Below are 15,547 nucleotides of genomic sequence, written 5' to 3'. Positions count from 1 at the left end.
GCCTTCTCGCTTGAGCATAGGCCGGAGCAGCCATTTCGGCATCGGGGTCAACCGATCCTTGGCGAGCAGTGCTGCCACGCGGCGAGATGCGCGTCGCGGGTTCGGGCGTACTCGGCAGAGGGCCTGCGCCGCCTGGCAGCGATTCCGGCGCGTCGCGGCTGCTCGGTCACGTACCGTCGGTGATCATCCGTTCATGCGGTCGATTTCTGGGGCGAGGCGGAAGTAGAGCGGGTCGCTGAACTGGAGCGGTACTTTGCCGAGGCCCTGGATCGGGGTCGCTGCTCCGTTGTGGTGGCCGACGGCGTACAGGTAGCCGGTCTTGGTGTCGCGGTCGATGCCGAGGAGCAGCGTGCTCGCGCGACCGCACGGCGTGGCGATCATTTGCTCGAAGACCTGCCAGGTTCGCGTGCGTACGGCGGTGGCGCGGACGCCCTGCGGGAACTTGTCGGGGATCACCGAGAGCGTGTAGAGGCCACCGTTGCGATTGTTGACGAGGAACGTGTCCTGCGTGGCGGTGCGGTTGATCAGCGCGAACGACTTCATCGTCGACAACCCGCCGATGCCGCCGTACGCGCCGCGCCAGCCGCTGCCGGACTTGATCCAGCGGTCGAACCATCCGTTGGTGCGCTGCGCATACAGGGTCGTGCGGCCAGGCTGGCTCGGGTCGGCGGGAATGTAGGTGGACTGCTCTACCCACCGCATCGCTCCCCAGCCACCGCCGATCCGCCGGAAGGTCGGCGGAGCTGTCGGGTCCAGCTCGCCGTTGAAGTCGGTCTGGTAGCCGGCGTCGTAGAGCGCGTCGCCACTGATGACCTTGCCCCACCGCTGGAATCGATCACCGTTGACGGCATTGGTGAACGTCGTGCTCGACGTGATCGCGTACGGCGGCTTGAACGCCCCGCTCGTTGTCTTCGGCGGACTGACGGTGACCGGTGAGGTCGCCGTGATCGTCCGCGTCGTGTGGGACGTGGAGTCCGCACTCAGTGAGCCGAGCGCGAGCGAGCACCGTCCGGCCGTGCGGTCCGTCGTCGCCTGCGACGGACCAGGTGCAATACCGAGGCTCAGCCCCAGAATCGCCGCCGTTCCGATTGCTTTCCGGTACCTCATGCCGCCCCTCCCCAGGATGCGATGTGAGTCACTCCTGTAGATGCGGGGGTTGGCCCGAAAGTTCGCCGGTGGACGGTTCAGGGATGGGGGCGCCCTCGGGGTGTAGGTGGCGAGTTCGACTTGGTAGCCGTCGGGGTCTTCCAGGGTGAGTGCCTGCGCCGGCGGGGTCGCGGTGGTGCGTGGATGGGTGGAGCCGTGGACGGCGTGCAGTTGTTCGGCGCGTTCGTACAGGTCTTGGATCGAGGCGTCGGCGATCAGGCAGACGCTGACCGATCCGCGTTCCACGGGTTCGCCAAATGGCTGTCGTTCGGCCACGACGGCATCCTGGCCGGCAACGACCCCGACCACCTCGAGAAGATCGTCAAGTTCAACGAGCTCCTCGCCAACTGCGCGATCTACTCCACCACGCTGGATATCACCGCGGCCGCCAACGACCTCATCGCCGCCGGCCGCGAGATCGACCCTGAAGACCTGGCCACCATCACCCCCTACATCACCAGCAAGATCCGGCGATTCGGGGACTGGAAACTTGACCTCACCCCGCCACCGCCCGCTGTCGCAGGCGGGCTTGACCTGGCACGGATGGACTGATGATGCGACCTCACACCTATCGGCCCTACGGATCCAGGTGCCACCGATTCCCCTTGGAGTATGTGCATGCATGCGCATGCAACTCGACCGCCGCGGCGCTGAACTCCTCTTCCAGGTTCCTCACCGAGCGCAAGGAGAGAACTCTGTCGCCATTGCGAGCAACCAGATGAGTGGCTGACCATGATGAGCGACGCGCTACTCGCCCAGTCCACCGTCGACCGGTTCACTCCGGCGCGCACACACTCGTCATCGAGGGGCCCTCCTACCGACAACGCCACCCCCACCGGCGCGTCACGGTTGACCACGAGACCAAGACCGGTAGTGCTCACTTACGGCTCCAGGTGGTGCCATGCTCCTGCAACGAGGTGGTCCCATCACGCTGGCAAGCGACTTGCTTCTCGGTGCACCAACGAGCCTGTCCATGCGGGGTCTGATCGAAATGAGGCGCGTGGCGGACACAGGGCCAGAACAGGCGCTGCGGACCCACAGGCAAGCACCGAGGTACTGGCCTCAACCTCGACGACATCGCCCTGTCCGCCCACAAAGGACTCATCACCGTCCGGACAGGCAAAGGCGAGCGCTACCGCGAAGTACCCATCCACCTCGGGCTACGCCCCGACCTCGCCCTCTGGATCAACGACGAACGACCCAACTGGCCCGGGCCACGCCCGCCTCGACCAAACCCGCCGGTACAGCCTCCCCACCCATGCCGACCGCGAACGAGCCATCAACAGCCTCCCCACCGACCGCTGACCAGGCGAACTCATTGCCTATTGCCGGTTTCCGGCGTACTCCGGTCGGCCCCTCCTCCGTCCAACCACCACCCGTCCAGCCCGGAGTCAGGGGCGCAGGAGCGCAATCTGATCGGTGGGGGGCTCACTCGCGTGAGTTGAAGACTTCTGCGCCGCGTTCCCAGGAGCGGAGCCAGTTGACTCGGGCCGCCTCGCCGGCGGCTGTGGCGTCGCCGGCTCGTAGCGCGTCGAGCAGGGTGCGGTGTTCCTCGTGCGCCTCTTTCTGGATTCGCCGATAGCCCCAGCTGTGGCGCTCGATCCGGCGGAGCTGTTCGTCGATCGACTCGAGCAGTTCGATGAGCACGGGGTTCCCCGCCCGCCGGTAGTAGACGAGGTGGAATTCCTCGTCCAGTGCGCTGAGCCGCTCCGGCGCGGTGGTCTGTCCCAGCGACTCGTGCAGGCTCTCCATCAGCTGCAGGTCTGCCTCGGTCATCTTCGGTGCGGCCAGTTCGGCGGCCATCGCGTCGAGGGTCGCGCCGACCTGAAAGAGGTGCGGAGCCCGGTCGAGGGGGAGTCCGGCAACGCGCGTCATCCGGCTCGCGCTCGCCTCGACCAGGCCCTCCTGGCCGAGGCGGATGAGTGCCTCCCGTACCGGCGTCCGGCTGACTCCGAGCAACTCGGCGATCTCGACGTCGCGGACCACCTCGTGCGGTTCGAGCGGGCCGTTCAGGATCCAGTGCCGCAGCTCTTCGTAGGCGAACTGCTGCGCGCTGGCGTACCGCCGGTTGGTCTTCATTCGAGGAAGAGGCACACCTGAAATATATCGGTAAGCACCGGCAGAAGCGATCGTCGCCGCGGTGGAGACAAGGTGTTGCCAGGATGAGGCGCACCGATATACTGCATATCTACTCGCTCGGGCGGACAGGAAAGGCGGGACGGTGCACCCTCGCAAGCAGCTCACCGCAGTGGCGCTGGTCGGCGCCATGGTCGCCGGATGTTCCGGCGCAACGGGCGACAGGCCCACCAGTACAGGGAATTCGAGCGCGGTTCTGAAGATCGGGACGACATTCACCTGCAACTCGACCAATCCGTTCGCGTCCACCGGGACGACGTGCGCGATGATCTTCCGGTACAACTATCCGTTTCTTCTCCAGTACACCGGTTCGGGCGAGGTGGAGGGTGATCTGGCGACGAAGTGGACCACCAGCGACGACAAGCTGACGTGGACCTTCGACCTGCACCCGGACGCGAAGTGGTCCGACGGCAAGCCGCTGACTGCCGCCGACGCGGCGTTCACCATCAACACCATCGTCAAGTTCCGTGAGGGCCCGACGGCTTCCGAAGCGGCGTCGGTGAAGAACGTGAAGAGCGCGGTGGCGAAAACACCGACGCAACTGGTGGTCACCTACGACAAGCCGACCGCCAACGTGCTCGGCCGCCTGTTGAAGGTTCCGGTGCTTCCGCAGCATGTCTGGGCGCAGTACGCGACCGGCAACGGTCTGCAGTTGAAGCAGACGCCGAACCCGGCGCCGCTCGTCGCAGGCGGCCCGTTCCGGCTGGCGAAGTACGCCAAGGACCAGATCGCGCTACTCGAGACGAATCCGAACTTCTACGGTGACAAGCCCAAGCCGGCGGGCTTCGGGCTGCAGTTCTTCACCAGCCCGGACGCGATGGTGAACGCGTTGAAGAACAATCAGATCGACTATGCGGCACCGCTGCCGATCACGGCGGCCGAACCTGTCGAGAAGGCCGGCTTCACCGTGGCGCGGCGGCCCGGCTTCCGGTTCCACGACCTGATCATCAACCAGAGCACCTATCAGCAGGCTCATCCGGAGTTGCGGGATGCCAGGGTGCGCGAGGCCTTCGAGCTTGCGGTCGATCGGCAGAAGATCATCGACACCGCGTATCTCGGCTACGGTACGCCCGGCAGTTCGATCGTTCCGCCGGTCAGCGGGGACTGGTACAACCCCGCGGTCAAACCGGCCGGATTCGACCTGGCGAAGGCGGCTGCCTTGCTGGACGAGGCCGGCTACAAGCCCGGGCCGGACGGCATCCGCGTCGCCGAGGGCAAGCCGATGGCGTACGACGTGATCATCCCCGACGTCGAGGGTGGCGAAGGCGAACGGGCCCTGCAGATCGTCACCGAGGACTTCAAGAAGATCGGCGTACAGCTGAAATCGCGTCCGGCCGACAACGCGACCGCGTTCGACCAGTTGACCGGCTCGGACAAGAAGTACGACCAGTTCACGCTGTCGCAGTGGGGCTGGATCGCCCAGCGCGACCCGGACTTCCTGCTCAACGGGATGACCTGCGCCCAGTGGGGCAGTTGGAACGACAGCGGCTACTGCGACAAGGCTTACGACAAGTTGTACGACGAGCAGGCCGCGGCCACCGACGACGCGACCCGCAAGCAGATCGTCTGGCAGATGCAGAAGATGATCTACGACGCCCGGCCGTACATCGTGACCCACTATGACGACGTGGTCGAGGGCCACGGCAAGAAGTGGACCGGCTTTGGCGAGTCACCGCTCGGCATCCTCGACTCGCAGTCCCGGCAGGGGCTGCTGTCGGCGACGACCACTTCCTGAGGATGCCTGTGTCTCGCAGCGGCCATCTGGCCAGACGGCTCCTGGCGACAGCCGTAACGATCTACGTTGTGGTGACGCTGAACTTCCTGCTGTTCCGGGTACTGCCCGGGGACGCGGTGTCGAACCTGTCCCGTGTCCCCGGCGGCTCGCCGGAGCTGAGCGCCGCGCTGCGCAAGCAGTTCGGACTCGATCAGCCACTCTGGTCGCAGTACTGGATCTATCTCGGCCGGCTCCTTCGCGGTGATCTAGGTGTCTCGTTCGCCACGCAGGAACCGGTAGGTGACCGTCTGACAGTGGCGTTCGGCAACACCTTGCCGCTGGTCGCTGCCGGGCTGGTGCTGGCGTTGCTGCTGGGTCTGGTCTCGGGTGCGTTGTCGGCCTGGTTCCGCGGCAGCTGGGTTGATCGGCTGAGCACGAACACGGCGATCGCGTTCTATTCGGTACCGACGCACTTCCTGGGGCTGCTGCTGATCCTGTGGCTGGGCAACTATCTTCCGGCCCAGGGGATGCACGACGACTTCCTGATCGATCCGACTGGTGCGGAGCGCCTGGCCGACCTGGTCCGGCACATGATCTTGCCGGGCCTGACGATCGCGCTGATCGTGTTCGGCCAGTACACGCTGGTCGTCCGGTCGGCCATGCTGGAGACCCTCGGTGACGACCATGTGCTGACCGCACGGGCGCTCGGCGCGGGCCCGGTTCGGACACTCGCGAAGCACGTGCTGCCGAACGCGATGCTGCCGATCACGAATCTGGTCGCGCTGTCACTGGGCGGTCTGATCGGCGGGTCGATCCTGGTCGAGACGGTGTTCTCCTGGCCTGGCGTCGGGCGGGCCATGTACGAGTCGGTGGTGCAGCGCGACTATCCGATGCTGCAGGGGGTCTTCCTGGTGCTGACCGTCTCGGTCGTCACGTTGAACCTGATCGCCGACCTGCTCGCCGTACGACTCGACCCGAGGGTGGCAGCAGGATGATCCGTTCGAATCCACGCGCGGCCGCCGGGCTCGGCGTACTCGGACTCTTGGTACTGATCGCCGTCACCGCCGGGTGGCTGGCGCCGTACGATCCGCGCGCTCAGGTCGGGCCGGTGTTCGGCGCGCCGAGTGGCTCGCATCCGCTCGGACTCGACGACGGCGGACATGATGTGTTGAGCCTGCTGCTGTACGGGACGAGGCCGACGCTGTTCATCGGATCTGCGGCGGCCGTTGTCGCCGTACTCGTCGGCGGGTGTGTCGGCATCGTCGCCGGGTACTTCGGGGGCTGGGTCGACGGCGTGCTGATGCGGATCACCGACTACGCGATCGTCGTTCCGGCGCTGCCGCTGGGCATCGTGATCGCGGCGGTGTGGGGGACCAGCCTCGGCCACCTCGTACTGGTGATCGCCGTGCTGCTCTGGACGTCGACCGCGCGGGTCGTCCGGGCCGAGACCGCCTCGTTGAAGAACAGGCCGTACATCCGGCGGATCCGGGGCCTCGGCGCGAGCCATCTCCGGGTGATCGTGAGGCACTTGGTCCCACAACTGGCGCCGTTGCTCAGCGCGATGGGCGCGCTGACGATCGCGCTGGCGATCTTCACCGAGACCGCGTTGACGTTCCTCGGCCTCGGCGATCCGTCGACGATCACCTGGGGAACGATGATCCGCTTCGCCTTCCAGCGCACCGCGATGGCCCAGGGTGCGTGGTGGGCGTTCGCGCCGCCTGGTATCGCTGTCTCGATGGTGGTGATGTGCTGCTATTGGGTGTCGCAGTCGCTCGAGGACACCCTCAACCCACGGCTTCGGCGCGCGCACCTGGCTCGCCGCTACTTCGAGGTGCGGAACGGATGAGTCTGATCAGCGTGCGGGACCTGGTTGTCGGCTTCGACGCGCCGGCTGGGGAGGTGCGCGCGGTGCGGTCGGTCAGCTTCGACCTCGCGCCGGGTGAGCGGATGGCGCTGGTGGGTGAGTCGGGCTGCGGCAAGACCACGACGATGCTCGCGATGATGGGGCTGCTCCCAGCCGGCGCGCACGTGTCCGGCCAGGTGCTGCTGGACGGCGTGGACATCCTGGCCGGCGGCGAGGCGTCGATGCGCCGGCACCGCTGGACCGATGTCGCGATGGTCTTCCAGGGCGCGATGAACGCTCTCAATCCGGTACGGCGGGTCGGCAGCCAGATCGTCGAAGCCGTGCGGATCCACGGAGGCAGCCGGCGTGCCGGACGGGACCGGACCCGGGAGTTGTTCGAGCTTGTCGGCCTGGCGCCCGAGCTCGCGCAGCGGTTCCCGCACGAACTGTCCGGTGGCCAGCGGCAACGAGCCGTGATCGCGCTCGCCCTCGCCTGTGAGCCGCGCGTACTACTCGCCGACGAGCCGACCACCGCGCTCGACGTCATCGTGCAGCACCAGATCGTGCAGTTACTCAGAAATCTGAGCGAGTCGCTCGGCCTCGCCGTCGTCCTGGTCACCCACGATCTCGCCCTGGTCCCGCAGCTGTGCGACCGTGCCGCTGTCATGTACGCCGGCTCGATCGTCGAGAACGCGTCCTGCCGCGACCTCGTCGGCAGCCCGGCGCATCCCTACGCTCGCCGCCTGGTCGAGGCCACGCCCGATCTGGCTGGTCGCCGCCGGCTCGCTTCGATTCCCGGCGTGCCGCCGCGACTCGACCAGCCACTGTTCGGTTGCCCGTTCCAGCCGCGCTGCGCCGAAGCAGTCGACCGCTGCGCGACCGAGGCGCCGTCGCTGCTCGATCTCGACCCGGATCGTTCCTGCGCTTGTCACTTGGTGGGGGTGGTCGTGTGAGTCTCGTCGCCGAAGATGTTGTCGTTCGGTACGGCGTACGACGGACGCTGCCGTGGCGCCGCCCCGAGACGCGGCCGGCTGTGGACGGCGTACGCCTGACTGTCGAGAAGGGAGAGGTCGTCGCACTGGTCGGCGAGTCGGGCTCCGGGAAGAGCTCGCTGGCGCGATGTCTGGTCGGGATGCAGAAGCTCACCGGCGGACGCGTCGTCGCTGACAGCGTCGACCTCGCTCGTTTGCGCGGGCCGGAGCTGAAGGCGTTCCGGCGGCGGGTGCAGATGATCTTCCAGGATCCGTACGAGTCGCTGAGTCCGCGCCAACGGGTCCGCGACGTCGTTGCCGAGGGCCTGGCGATCCACGGGGCTGACCGCCAGACGCGTGACGAGCGGGTGCGCGATGCGTTGGAGTCGGTGGGGCTCACGCCCGTAGAGGCGTTCCTGGACCGGCGGCCGTTCGAACTGTCGGGCGGTCAGCGGCAGCGAGTGGCGATCGCCGGCAGCCTGGTCCTCGACCCCGAGTACCTGATCGCCGACGAGCCAGTGTCGATGCTGGACGTGTCGGTGCGCGCCGGCGTGCTGACACTGCTGCAAGAGTTGCGTACGACGCGCGATCTCGGCGTACTGCTGATCACGCACGATCTGGCGACGGCCGTGCATGTCGCAGACCGGATTGCGGTGATGCAACGCGGGCGAATCGTCGAGCAGGGTCCGGCCGCGCACGTCACCGCAGAGCCCGCTCACTCGTACACGAAGGCGTTGCTGGCGGCGACACCCACCCTCGACAGGAGCGCGACATGATGCGAGTCGCTGTGGTTCAGCTGTCGTCGGGGCCGGACCGGGATGCGAACCTGACACATATCGAAGGCGTCATCGAGCGCGCAGCTGCCGCTGGTGCCGCGTTGGTCTTGCTGCCGGAGGCATGCTCCTATCGTGGTGAACTTGCCCCCGACCTGGTCGAGGATCGCAATGGACCGACACTGACCCGGATCGGCGCAGCCGCTCGGCGCAATGAAGTCGCCGTACTCGTAGGTGGGCTATGGCTGGACTCGGGGGATCCTGCGCGGCCTTACAACGCGTCGGTCTTCATCGACCCGGCTGGCAAGGTCGTTGCTGAGTACAACAAGGTTCATCTGTTCCGGTTGCAATCGGTTGACGTGAGTGAGGATGAAGGCAGCTACACGACTGCCGGCGATCAGCTGGTCATCGTGGAGTTCAACGGGATCTCGTTCGGTCTGTCGATCTGTTACGACCTGAGGTTCCCGGAGCTGTACCGGGCGCTGAGCGGCGCCGACGTGCTGTGCGTGCCGTCGAACTTCTCCGCGGTCACTGGCACAGCGCATTGGGAGCCGCTGCTGCGAGCTCGGGCGATCGAGAACCTCTGCTACGTGCTCGCTCCCGCGCAGGAGGGCGTCAGCGAGGACGGGTTCGTCACCCACGGACACTCGCTCGCTGTCGACCCCTGGGGGCGGGTGCTCGCCGACGTCGACGGCACCGAGATGGCGATCGTCGAACTGGATCCCGCGGTCCTGGCCGAGGCACGTGCGGCACTCAACTCGCCCGCCGAGGTGGCGCCGCACGTCTACTCGCGGGACGTGCTCCGGGTGGTGGCGGGTGGCTGACGCCGGGACGGCCATCCAGGTTTCCAGAGCGCTCCATGGATTCGCGTACGACGGCACGGTCGATCCTGTCGTGGAGGTGGGGAGCGGAAGCACAGTCGTGTTCGAGACGCTCGACTGCTTCTCCAACCACATCACGTCCAATGACCAGCGCTTCGCCGAAGAACGCGAGCTTCTGGACCTGATCGGGGCGTTCAACCCGGTCGCCGGTCCGGTGGCGATCCATGGCGCGCGGCCCGGGGACGCCTTGGCGGTGACCGTCCGCGAGATCGAGCTCGGCCCGGTCGCGCCGTACGCGGTCACGCTGATCCACGCCGACGCCGCGCTCGAATCGCCGTACGGCGACACCCGCCTGTGCCCGATCGACGGGGACACGGTCTGGTTCCCGAGCTCGCGGGGAACGCTGGCGTTGCCGGTCCGCGCGATGGTCGGATCACTCGGGGTCGCTCCGGCCGGCGAGCGGTATCCATCGTTGCTCTCGCACGCGCGGTGCGGAGGAAACATGGACTGTCAGGCGCTGCGGGCCGGAAGCACGCTCGTACTGCCGGTCGAGGTCGACGGCGGCCTGCTGTCGCTGGGCGACGTACATGCGCTGATGGGCGACGCCGAGATCACCGGCACGGCGCTGGAGACGAACGCGAACGTGACCGTCACCGTGGAACTACTGCCCGGTGCCGGCGCGACGATGGCTGGTCCGTATCTCGACGACGCGGAGACGATCGGCACCGTAGGCTGCGGATATGGAGTCGAGGTCTCGGAGAACCTCCGGTCGGCGATGAGCGAGCTACGCCGTCGACTGGTCGCGGAGTGCGGTTTCCGGCCGGTCGAGGCGCATCAGTTGCTCGGTGCTGTTGCGGAGGTCACGGTGAACCAATGCGTGCATGGCGGATGGTCGTCGGTGCGGGCCGCGATACCGCGAGGGCTGTGGTGATGACGTCGTACGACGATCGGTTCTCGTACAGCCTGTACGTGCCGCGGGTCTACAGCACGCTCGCGGTGGTTGTTCACGGGACGGACCGTGACGTTCTCGGGTACCGCGATGCGTTCGCGGGATTCGCCGAGGAGAACGACTGCATGATCCTTGCGCCGCTGTTCCCTGCCGACGTCCCGGACCCCGACGGCTACAAGTACCTCTGCCGTGGCCAGATCCGGTACGACGAGATCCTGCTGGGAATGGTCGACGAGGTGGCGGGACGTTACGACATCGCCACCGAGCGCTTTCTGCTGTTCGGGTTCTCCGGTGGCGGCCACTTCACGCACCGCTTCCTGTACCTGCATCCAGACAGGTTGCTGGCGGCATCGATCGGTGCACCCGGCGCGGTGACACTTCTCGACGGCGCCAGGCCCTGGCCCGCAGGAATCGCCGACACAGCGGACTGCCTTGGCCACAAGATCGACCCCGCCGCGGTGGCAGCGATCGCGGTGCAACTGGTGGTCGGTGAGAAGGACCTCTCCACCGACGGGATCGCTACGGACGCTCGGCATCCAGCGTGGATCGCGGGAGTGAACGATGCCGGCGTACCGCGTCCCGCGCGGCTGCACGCACTACGCGAGAGCCTCGAGCACCACGGGGCCCAGGTCAGGTACGACCTGGTACCGGAAGCGGCTCACGATGCTCCCGCCATCTTCCCAGTCGTCCAAGCGTTCTTCTCAGACATCCTCAGCTGAACCCCGGCCAGTCGCTGGAACCCCAGACACCAGATGTTCAAGGTCCCCTGACGGTGCCTTAGGACGACCGACTCCTGACTAGCAAGCAGTGCCTGGATCCAGATGGCATGGCGATCGAACGCACCGGCATCAGAACGATTGCTCTGGTGACGCGACGCCATGGCCCTTTGCGTGATCGGCCTGCTCGGCGAAGGCGCGGTCGAGTTCTTGTTCCGCCCATGCACGGTCGCTTTTCGTGGTGGCGCCGCGGTCGGCTTTCCACTCGGCGAAGAGGACATCCATGGCGATGCGTGGAGCCAGGTGAGAGGCGATGTAGGAGGAAACCGACTGCGCCTCACCGCGCTCGACGGCGGCTTCGATCCTGTCGATCAGATCTTCCGGCAGCGTGATGGAAATCTGCCGAGTCCTGCTCATGATTGCATCGTAGTTGACCTTCCGTCGCGCCCGCAGCCAGGGACTCGCCTCCTTCACGTCTGCGATCGATCAGATCATGTGCGCGCTCGGGATGGTCCGACCTTCCGCTGGGTGCCCCGTCGCTCACGCGGAGCGAGTCTTGTCGTGTGTGGTGGTGAGAGCTTCCATCTGCTTGCTTGAAACGGCAGTACAGAGGGCGTCGGTTCTGCCGGTTGTGGTGGGCGTGTCCTCGGTGTCCCGGGCCAACCTAGCCGCCCCCACGCGGCACCGGGCGCCGGGGCGCGCGTGAGGTCGATCGGGAGTCAGCGGAGATCGCCGAGGTCGAGGTCGTCCGCGCCGATCGCGACGTACCTGCCCACGGTCAGTAGATCGGTGGGCGGAGGCGGGACAGCTGTTATCGGCTCTTCCTTGTATCCGCTCATTCGGCACCATGTTTCCAGGTGACGATGTGAGACTTCACACCGCGGTCGTGAGAGATTGGGCGGGTGGCGAGCTGGCGGGATGTCGAGCGGATCGCCGGGGGACTGGCCGGCGCGAAGCCGGGGTATGCGCACGAGGGGTCGCCGACGTTCGATGTCGGCCGTCATCCGTTCGCCAGGTTGCGCTGGGACGATGACGGGCGCGAGATTCTCCAGTTCTGGAGCCTGGACCTCGACACGCGGCAGGCACTCGCGGATCGGTCCGACGTGTTCTTCGCCGTCCAGACGTTCAAGGTCAAGGTGTCTGTGTGGGCGTGGCTCGACCGGTTGGACGAGGACGAACTCAGCGAGATTCTGACCGATTCCTGGCGAGCCCGCCGCGGCGTCCGGAGCTGATTGCGCGCTGTCCCCTCTCGCGCAGCCCGCCGCCGGCGCACCCGAGCCGGTGTTGATCGCGGCCTCGAGCGACGGCGGTCTGACCTCGCGGACCCTGCAGCTGTCGCCCGGCGGGACAACGTTCGAGCGGTGTGACGACCAGTCCCGCGAGCACGATCGATATGCGCTGCCATCGCGGATGGTCGAACGGCGCGGGGCCGAGTTCGAGCCGGCTCCGCAGCAGGGCTGGTCCGCGTACTGATCCTGCAGCCTTGCCAGCCGGGCTTCGAGCTCGGTACGGGCGTCTGCGTAGCCGGGATCGTCGGCGACGTTCTTCAGCTCGGCCGGGTCGGTGACCAGGTCGAAGAGCTCCCATTCCGGCGGGTAGACCGTGTCCGCCGCGCCGTCGGTTCCCAGATCGTCGTTGTAGAAGTAGAGCAGCTTGTGGGTCTTGGTACGGATGCCGTAGTGCGCCCAGGCGTGATGGTGAGGATCGTCGTGCTACCAGTACCGGTAGTACATCGCCTGTTGCCAGTCGTCTGGTACATCGCCGTGACCGATGATGCCGACGGTGTAATGCGATTTCGGGTCGGTCATCCGGGCACCGCCGCGCGCATCGTGCGCAGTTCCTGGCCGGCTGGACCGCCCGTTCGCGGCCGTCGACAGACCCGGCGTGCATCTTCACCGTCAGGAATCCTTGGTACCCCGTCCCGGCGAGCGCGGCCAGGTACGCCGGAGCAGCGGGTCCTGGTCATTCGCTGCCTTCAGGTCGAGGACGATCGATTCCTTGCCGCGGTTGGCCGATAGGAGTAGGTCGATTCCCTGGTTGATTCGTTGCCGATGAAAGGCGGTCCCCAGCTGCGGGTGTCGTCGCCGTGAGGCGCTTCGCCCTTGATCACCCGGGCGCCGAGGTCGGCCGGCATCATCGTCGCGTGCGGGCAGGCCAGCGCTCGGGACAAGTCGATGACCAGCACGCCGTCGAGTGGTCTGCTCATGAATTGGCTTCTCCCACGTTTACCCGCGGACGGACCTTGCCGTACCCAGTCGCCTGCTCGAACGCGTGACCCACTTGAAGAACCCGCAGGTCCTGGCGATGGGGTCCGACGATCTGCAATCCCACCGGAAGTCCCCCGGAGGTGAACCCGCCGGGCACCGACAGCGCCGGACAGCCAGTGACGGAGATGACGTACGCCGAACGCATCCAGTCGAGGTAGGTCGCCTGCGGCTGCCCGTCGATCTCGGCGGGGAACTCCAGCTCTACCGGGAACGGCGGGACCTGGCTGACTGGGCACACCAGTATGTCGACACCCGCGAAGAATTCTCGAACCCGGTGATACAGCCGTGCCCGCAGCTGTTCGGCTCGTGCGATGTCGTCCGCGTCCATGGCCAGGCCTTGCTCGATGTTCCATACCAGGGACGGCTTGAGGTCGAGGCGATGGTCGCGCAGCAGTTCGCCGAAGGACAGCGCGAATTGCCAGGCGCGCAGTGTCCGGAACGCCTCGTCTGCACCGGACAGGTCGGGGCTGGCGTCGATCACCTCGCAGCCGAGGTCGGCGAAGGCGAACACACTCCTGCCCAGCACTGCGCGCACTTCGGGATCGACAGCCACGTCGGCGCCGAGGTCGGGCGCCCACGCAACCCTTACACCGGTCAGGTCTGCGTCCAGCGGACGGGCGAACGCCGATGGGTTGTCGGTGAGGGCGATCGGAGACCGGGGGTCGTCACCGGCCATCACCGATAGCAGAAAGGCGACGTCGCTGACCGACCGCGCCATCGGGCCCTGGACGGACAGGGTCGACCATGGCCACATCGACGGGTAGGAGGGGACCCTGCCCGGTGACGGGCGCAGACCAACGACATTGCAGAACGAAGCGGGGTTGCGCAGCGAGCCGCCCATGTCGCTGCCGTCCGCGATCGGCTGCAGCCCGGCCGCGAGCGCGGCAGCAGCGCCGCCACTGCTGCCTCCGGCGGACCGGCCGAGCGCATAGGGGTTCGCAGTGGTGCCAAAGATCCGGTTGAACGTGTGTGAGCCAGCGGCGAACTCGGGCACGTTGGTCTTGCCGAACGTGATGGCGTCCGCCTGCCGGATCCGGCTCACAGCAAGTTCGTCGGAGTCTGGGAAGTGCTCGGCGTAAAGGCCAGAGCCGTAGGTGGTACGGATTCCCTCGGTCTCGTGGGTGTCCTTATGTGCGATAGGCAGACCGGCCAGCGGCCCGACCGGTTCGCCGCGGGCTGCACGGTCATCGAGCCGCCTGGCCTGCCCGAGTGCCTGGTCGGCGACGACAGTGACGATCGCATTCAGCGCGGGGTTCACCCGCTCGACCCGGTCCAGATGGGCGTGCAGCACCTCGGTTGCAGACAGGCGCCGCGCAGCCACGTCGTTGGCCAGCTCTCGAGCGGAACGGAAGCACAGCTCGTCAGCCTCTCGCTCAGCCCTCTCGTGCAGCACGGGCTTGCTCGCGTCGGCCGATGCGCGATGCGAAGCGCCGGCACCGGTAGGTTGGGTCGTCACGACGGCAGAGCCCGGCAGGAGTCCGGATCGTCGCACCCGGCCGGCTGGCGAATCCCGCCGCGGGCCTCGAGTGCGCGAGAACTGCGGACGTCTCGCAGCGGGATTGCCTGAAGCATCGTCGTCATGAGGCCGACCGGTTGATCGCGAGCCAGTCCCGCATCAGCTGCGCGAGCCGGCGGTTCGCGTGCACTGGATCGCGGTCCAGCGCATCGACAACCCGCTCGACCACCGCGGCCGGCTTGTCCTGGCTGAGCTTGCCTTTGCTGGCCACGCGCGTGGGACGGAGCCGGAAACCGACAGCGTACGGCGCGATCGAGTGCGCGAAATCGTCGACCGAGTCCAGACGCCATGGCGTCTCCCGAGCAGATTCGAAGTGCTCGACGGTCAACTCCAGGACGCGATAGGTATCGGTGTCTCCGAACACCTCCGGACGGCCGTGCAGATGTGCTACCGCGTAGTTCCACGTCGGCACGTAGGGCCCGTCCTGGTACCAGCTCGGCGAGATGTAGTTGTTCGGCCCTTCGACGACGATCACCACATCCCGTTCGCCGAGCCGATGCAGGTCCGCGTCCGCGCGCGGAAGGTGGCCGAGCACGGTGGCGTCGGACTCGTCAGGATCGAGCAGCACCGGCAGGTGCGAGATGACCGGCGGCTCCGATCCGTTGGCGCTGGCGAGCAACGCCCACGCATTGGCGTGCACGAGATTGCGTACTGCGGCCGGCGGGCCGAGCGCATAGACCGGCTGTTCGAGCATG

At 66.9% G+C, this 15,547-nt stretch carries 17 protein-coding genes and 1 pseudogene; 11 read left to right on the top strand and 7 right to left on the bottom strand.

Translation table 11 applies throughout. The annotated features are described in order from the left end of the window. Positions 1 to 183: 183 nt before the first annotated feature. A complete protein-coding gene (locus ABD255_RS18005) occupies positions 184 to 1,107 on the bottom strand; it encodes a hypothetical protein (protein WP_344215300.1) in 924 nt (307 codons plus the stop codon). A gap of 183 nt (positions 1,108 to 1,290) precedes the next feature. Between ABD255_RS18005 and ABD255_RS18000 the strand changes: the two genes are divergently transcribed. After that, the gene (locus ABD255_RS18000) at positions 1,291 to 1,698 is read left to right on the top strand and encodes a Tn3 family transposase (protein WP_344215298.1); all 408 of its coding nucleotides are present in this window, start codon (positions 1,291 to 1,293) and stop codon (positions 1,696 to 1,698) included. 876 nt (positions 1,699 to 2,574) lie between these two features. Here the strand turns inward: ABD255_RS18000 and ABD255_RS17995 are convergent. Continuing rightward, on the bottom strand, positions 2,575 to 3,240 hold the full coding sequence (locus ABD255_RS17995; RefSeq protein ID WP_344215297.1) for a GntR family transcriptional regulator: 666 nt from the start codon (positions 3,238 to 3,240) through the stop codon (positions 2,575 to 2,577). 127 nt (positions 3,241 to 3,367) lie between these two features. Between ABD255_RS17995 and ABD255_RS17990 the strand changes: the two genes are divergently transcribed. Genes ABD255_RS17990 through ABD255_RS17955 form a run of 8 tightly spaced genes read left to right on the top strand, consistent with a single transcriptional unit; the run spans position 3,368 to position 11,072 of the window. Next, on the top strand, positions 3,368 to 5,017 hold the full coding sequence (locus ABD255_RS17990; RefSeq protein ID WP_344215295.1) for an ABC transporter substrate-binding protein: 1,650 nt from the start codon (positions 3,368 to 3,370) through the stop codon (positions 5,015 to 5,017). A 2-nt stretch (positions 5,018 to 5,019) separates the two neighbouring features. After that, positions 5,020 to 5,991: an ABC transporter permease gene (locus ABD255_RS17985; protein WP_344215293.1), complete on the top strand. Its 972-nt coding sequence runs from the start codon at positions 5,020 to 5,022 to the stop codon at positions 5,989 to 5,991. Continuing rightward, entirely contained in the window at positions 5,988 to 6,842 is an 855-nt protein-coding gene (locus tag ABD255_RS17980; RefSeq protein ID WP_344215291.1) for an ABC transporter permease, read from the top strand. The genes ABD255_RS17985 and ABD255_RS17980 overlap by 4 nt, the downstream gene beginning before the upstream one ends. Continuing rightward, on the top strand, positions 6,839 to 7,792 hold the full coding sequence (locus ABD255_RS17975; RefSeq protein ID WP_344215289.1) for an ABC transporter ATP-binding protein: 954 nt from the start codon (positions 6,839 to 6,841) through the stop codon (positions 7,790 to 7,792). Before ABD255_RS17980 ends, ABD255_RS17975 begins: the two co-directional genes overlap by 4 nt. After that, the gene (locus tag ABD255_RS17970) at positions 7,789 to 8,586 is read left to right on the top strand and encodes an ATP-binding cassette domain-containing protein (RefSeq protein WP_344215287.1); all 798 of its coding nucleotides are present in this window, start codon (positions 7,789 to 7,791) and stop codon (positions 8,584 to 8,586) included. Before ABD255_RS17975 ends, ABD255_RS17970 begins: the two co-directional genes overlap by 4 nt. Continuing rightward, complete coding sequence (locus ABD255_RS17965; protein WP_344215285.1) at positions 8,583 to 9,407, top strand: nitrilase-related carbon-nitrogen hydrolase; 825 nt, start codon at positions 8,583 to 8,585, stop codon at positions 9,405 to 9,407. Before ABD255_RS17970 ends, ABD255_RS17965 begins: the two co-directional genes overlap by 4 nt. Beyond that, entirely contained in the window at positions 9,400 to 10,335 is a 936-nt protein-coding gene (locus ABD255_RS17960; RefSeq protein WP_344215283.1) for an acetamidase/formamidase family protein, read from the top strand. Before ABD255_RS17965 ends, ABD255_RS17960 begins: the two co-directional genes overlap by 8 nt. Beyond that, on the top strand, positions 10,278 to 11,072 hold the full coding sequence (locus ABD255_RS17955) for an alpha/beta hydrolase (RefSeq protein ID WP_344215281.1): 795 nt from the start codon (positions 10,278 to 10,280) through the stop codon (positions 11,070 to 11,072). Before ABD255_RS17960 ends, ABD255_RS17955 begins: the two co-directional genes overlap by 58 nt. A 129-nt stretch (positions 11,073 to 11,201) precedes the next feature. Here the strand turns inward: ABD255_RS17955 and ABD255_RS17950 are convergent, their stop codons facing one another. Further along, positions 11,202 to 11,486, bottom strand: coding sequence for a ribbon-helix-helix domain-containing protein (locus tag ABD255_RS17950; RefSeq protein WP_344215279.1), 285 nt, complete (start codon positions 11,484 to 11,486; stop codon positions 11,202 to 11,204). Positions 11,487 to 11,971: 485 nt separating this feature from the next. On the opposite strand from ABD255_RS17950, the gene ABD255_RS17945 reads away from it, so the two are divergent. Together ABD255_RS17945 and ABD255_RS17940 are read left to right on the top strand one after the other, a co-directional pair. Continuing rightward, positions 11,972 to 12,301: an MmcQ/YjbR family DNA-binding protein gene (locus ABD255_RS17945; RefSeq protein ID WP_344215277.1), complete on the top strand. Its 330-nt coding sequence runs from the start codon at positions 11,972 to 11,974 to the stop codon at positions 12,299 to 12,301. A 49-nt stretch (positions 12,302 to 12,350) separates the two neighbouring features. Further along, entirely contained in the window at positions 12,351 to 12,542 is a 192-nt protein-coding gene (locus ABD255_RS17940) for a hypothetical protein (RefSeq protein ID WP_344215275.1), read from the top strand. Positions 12,543 to 12,598: 56 nt separating this feature from the next. Here ABD255_RS17940 and ABD255_RS43720 read toward each other — a convergent pair. The 4 genes and pseudogenes from ABD255_RS43720 to ABD255_RS17925 form a co-directional block, all read right to left on the bottom strand. Beyond that, positions 12,599 to 12,721, bottom strand: a pseudogene (locus ABD255_RS43720) (hypothetical protein); the annotation flags it as partial. A gap of 323 nt (positions 12,722 to 13,044) precedes the next feature. Next, the gene (locus ABD255_RS17935) at positions 13,045 to 13,275 is read right to left on the bottom strand and encodes a CoA transferase (protein WP_344215273.1); all 231 of its coding nucleotides are present in this window, start codon (positions 13,273 to 13,275) and stop codon (positions 13,045 to 13,047) included. After that, entirely contained in the window at positions 13,272 to 14,792 is a 1,521-nt protein-coding gene (locus ABD255_RS17930; protein ID WP_344215271.1) for an amidase, read from the bottom strand. Before ABD255_RS17930 ends, ABD255_RS17935 begins: the two co-directional genes overlap by 4 nt. A 121-nt stretch (positions 14,793 to 14,913) precedes the next feature. After that, positions 14,914 to 15,546 carry an FMN-binding negative transcriptional regulator gene (locus tag ABD255_RS17925; protein WP_344215269.1) on the bottom strand — a complete coding sequence of 211 codons (633 nt, stop codon included), beginning with the start codon at positions 15,544 to 15,546 and terminating at the stop codon, positions 14,914 to 14,916. Position 15,547 lies beyond the last annotated feature (1 nt).

It is taken from the genome of Kribbella sancticallisti, assembly GCF_039530625.1.
GTDB classification, from domain to species: domain Bacteria; phylum Actinomycetota; class Actinomycetes; order Propionibacteriales; family Kribbellaceae; genus Kribbella; species Kribbella sancticallisti.
This window is presented reverse-complemented; position numbering and strand designations above follow the sequence as displayed.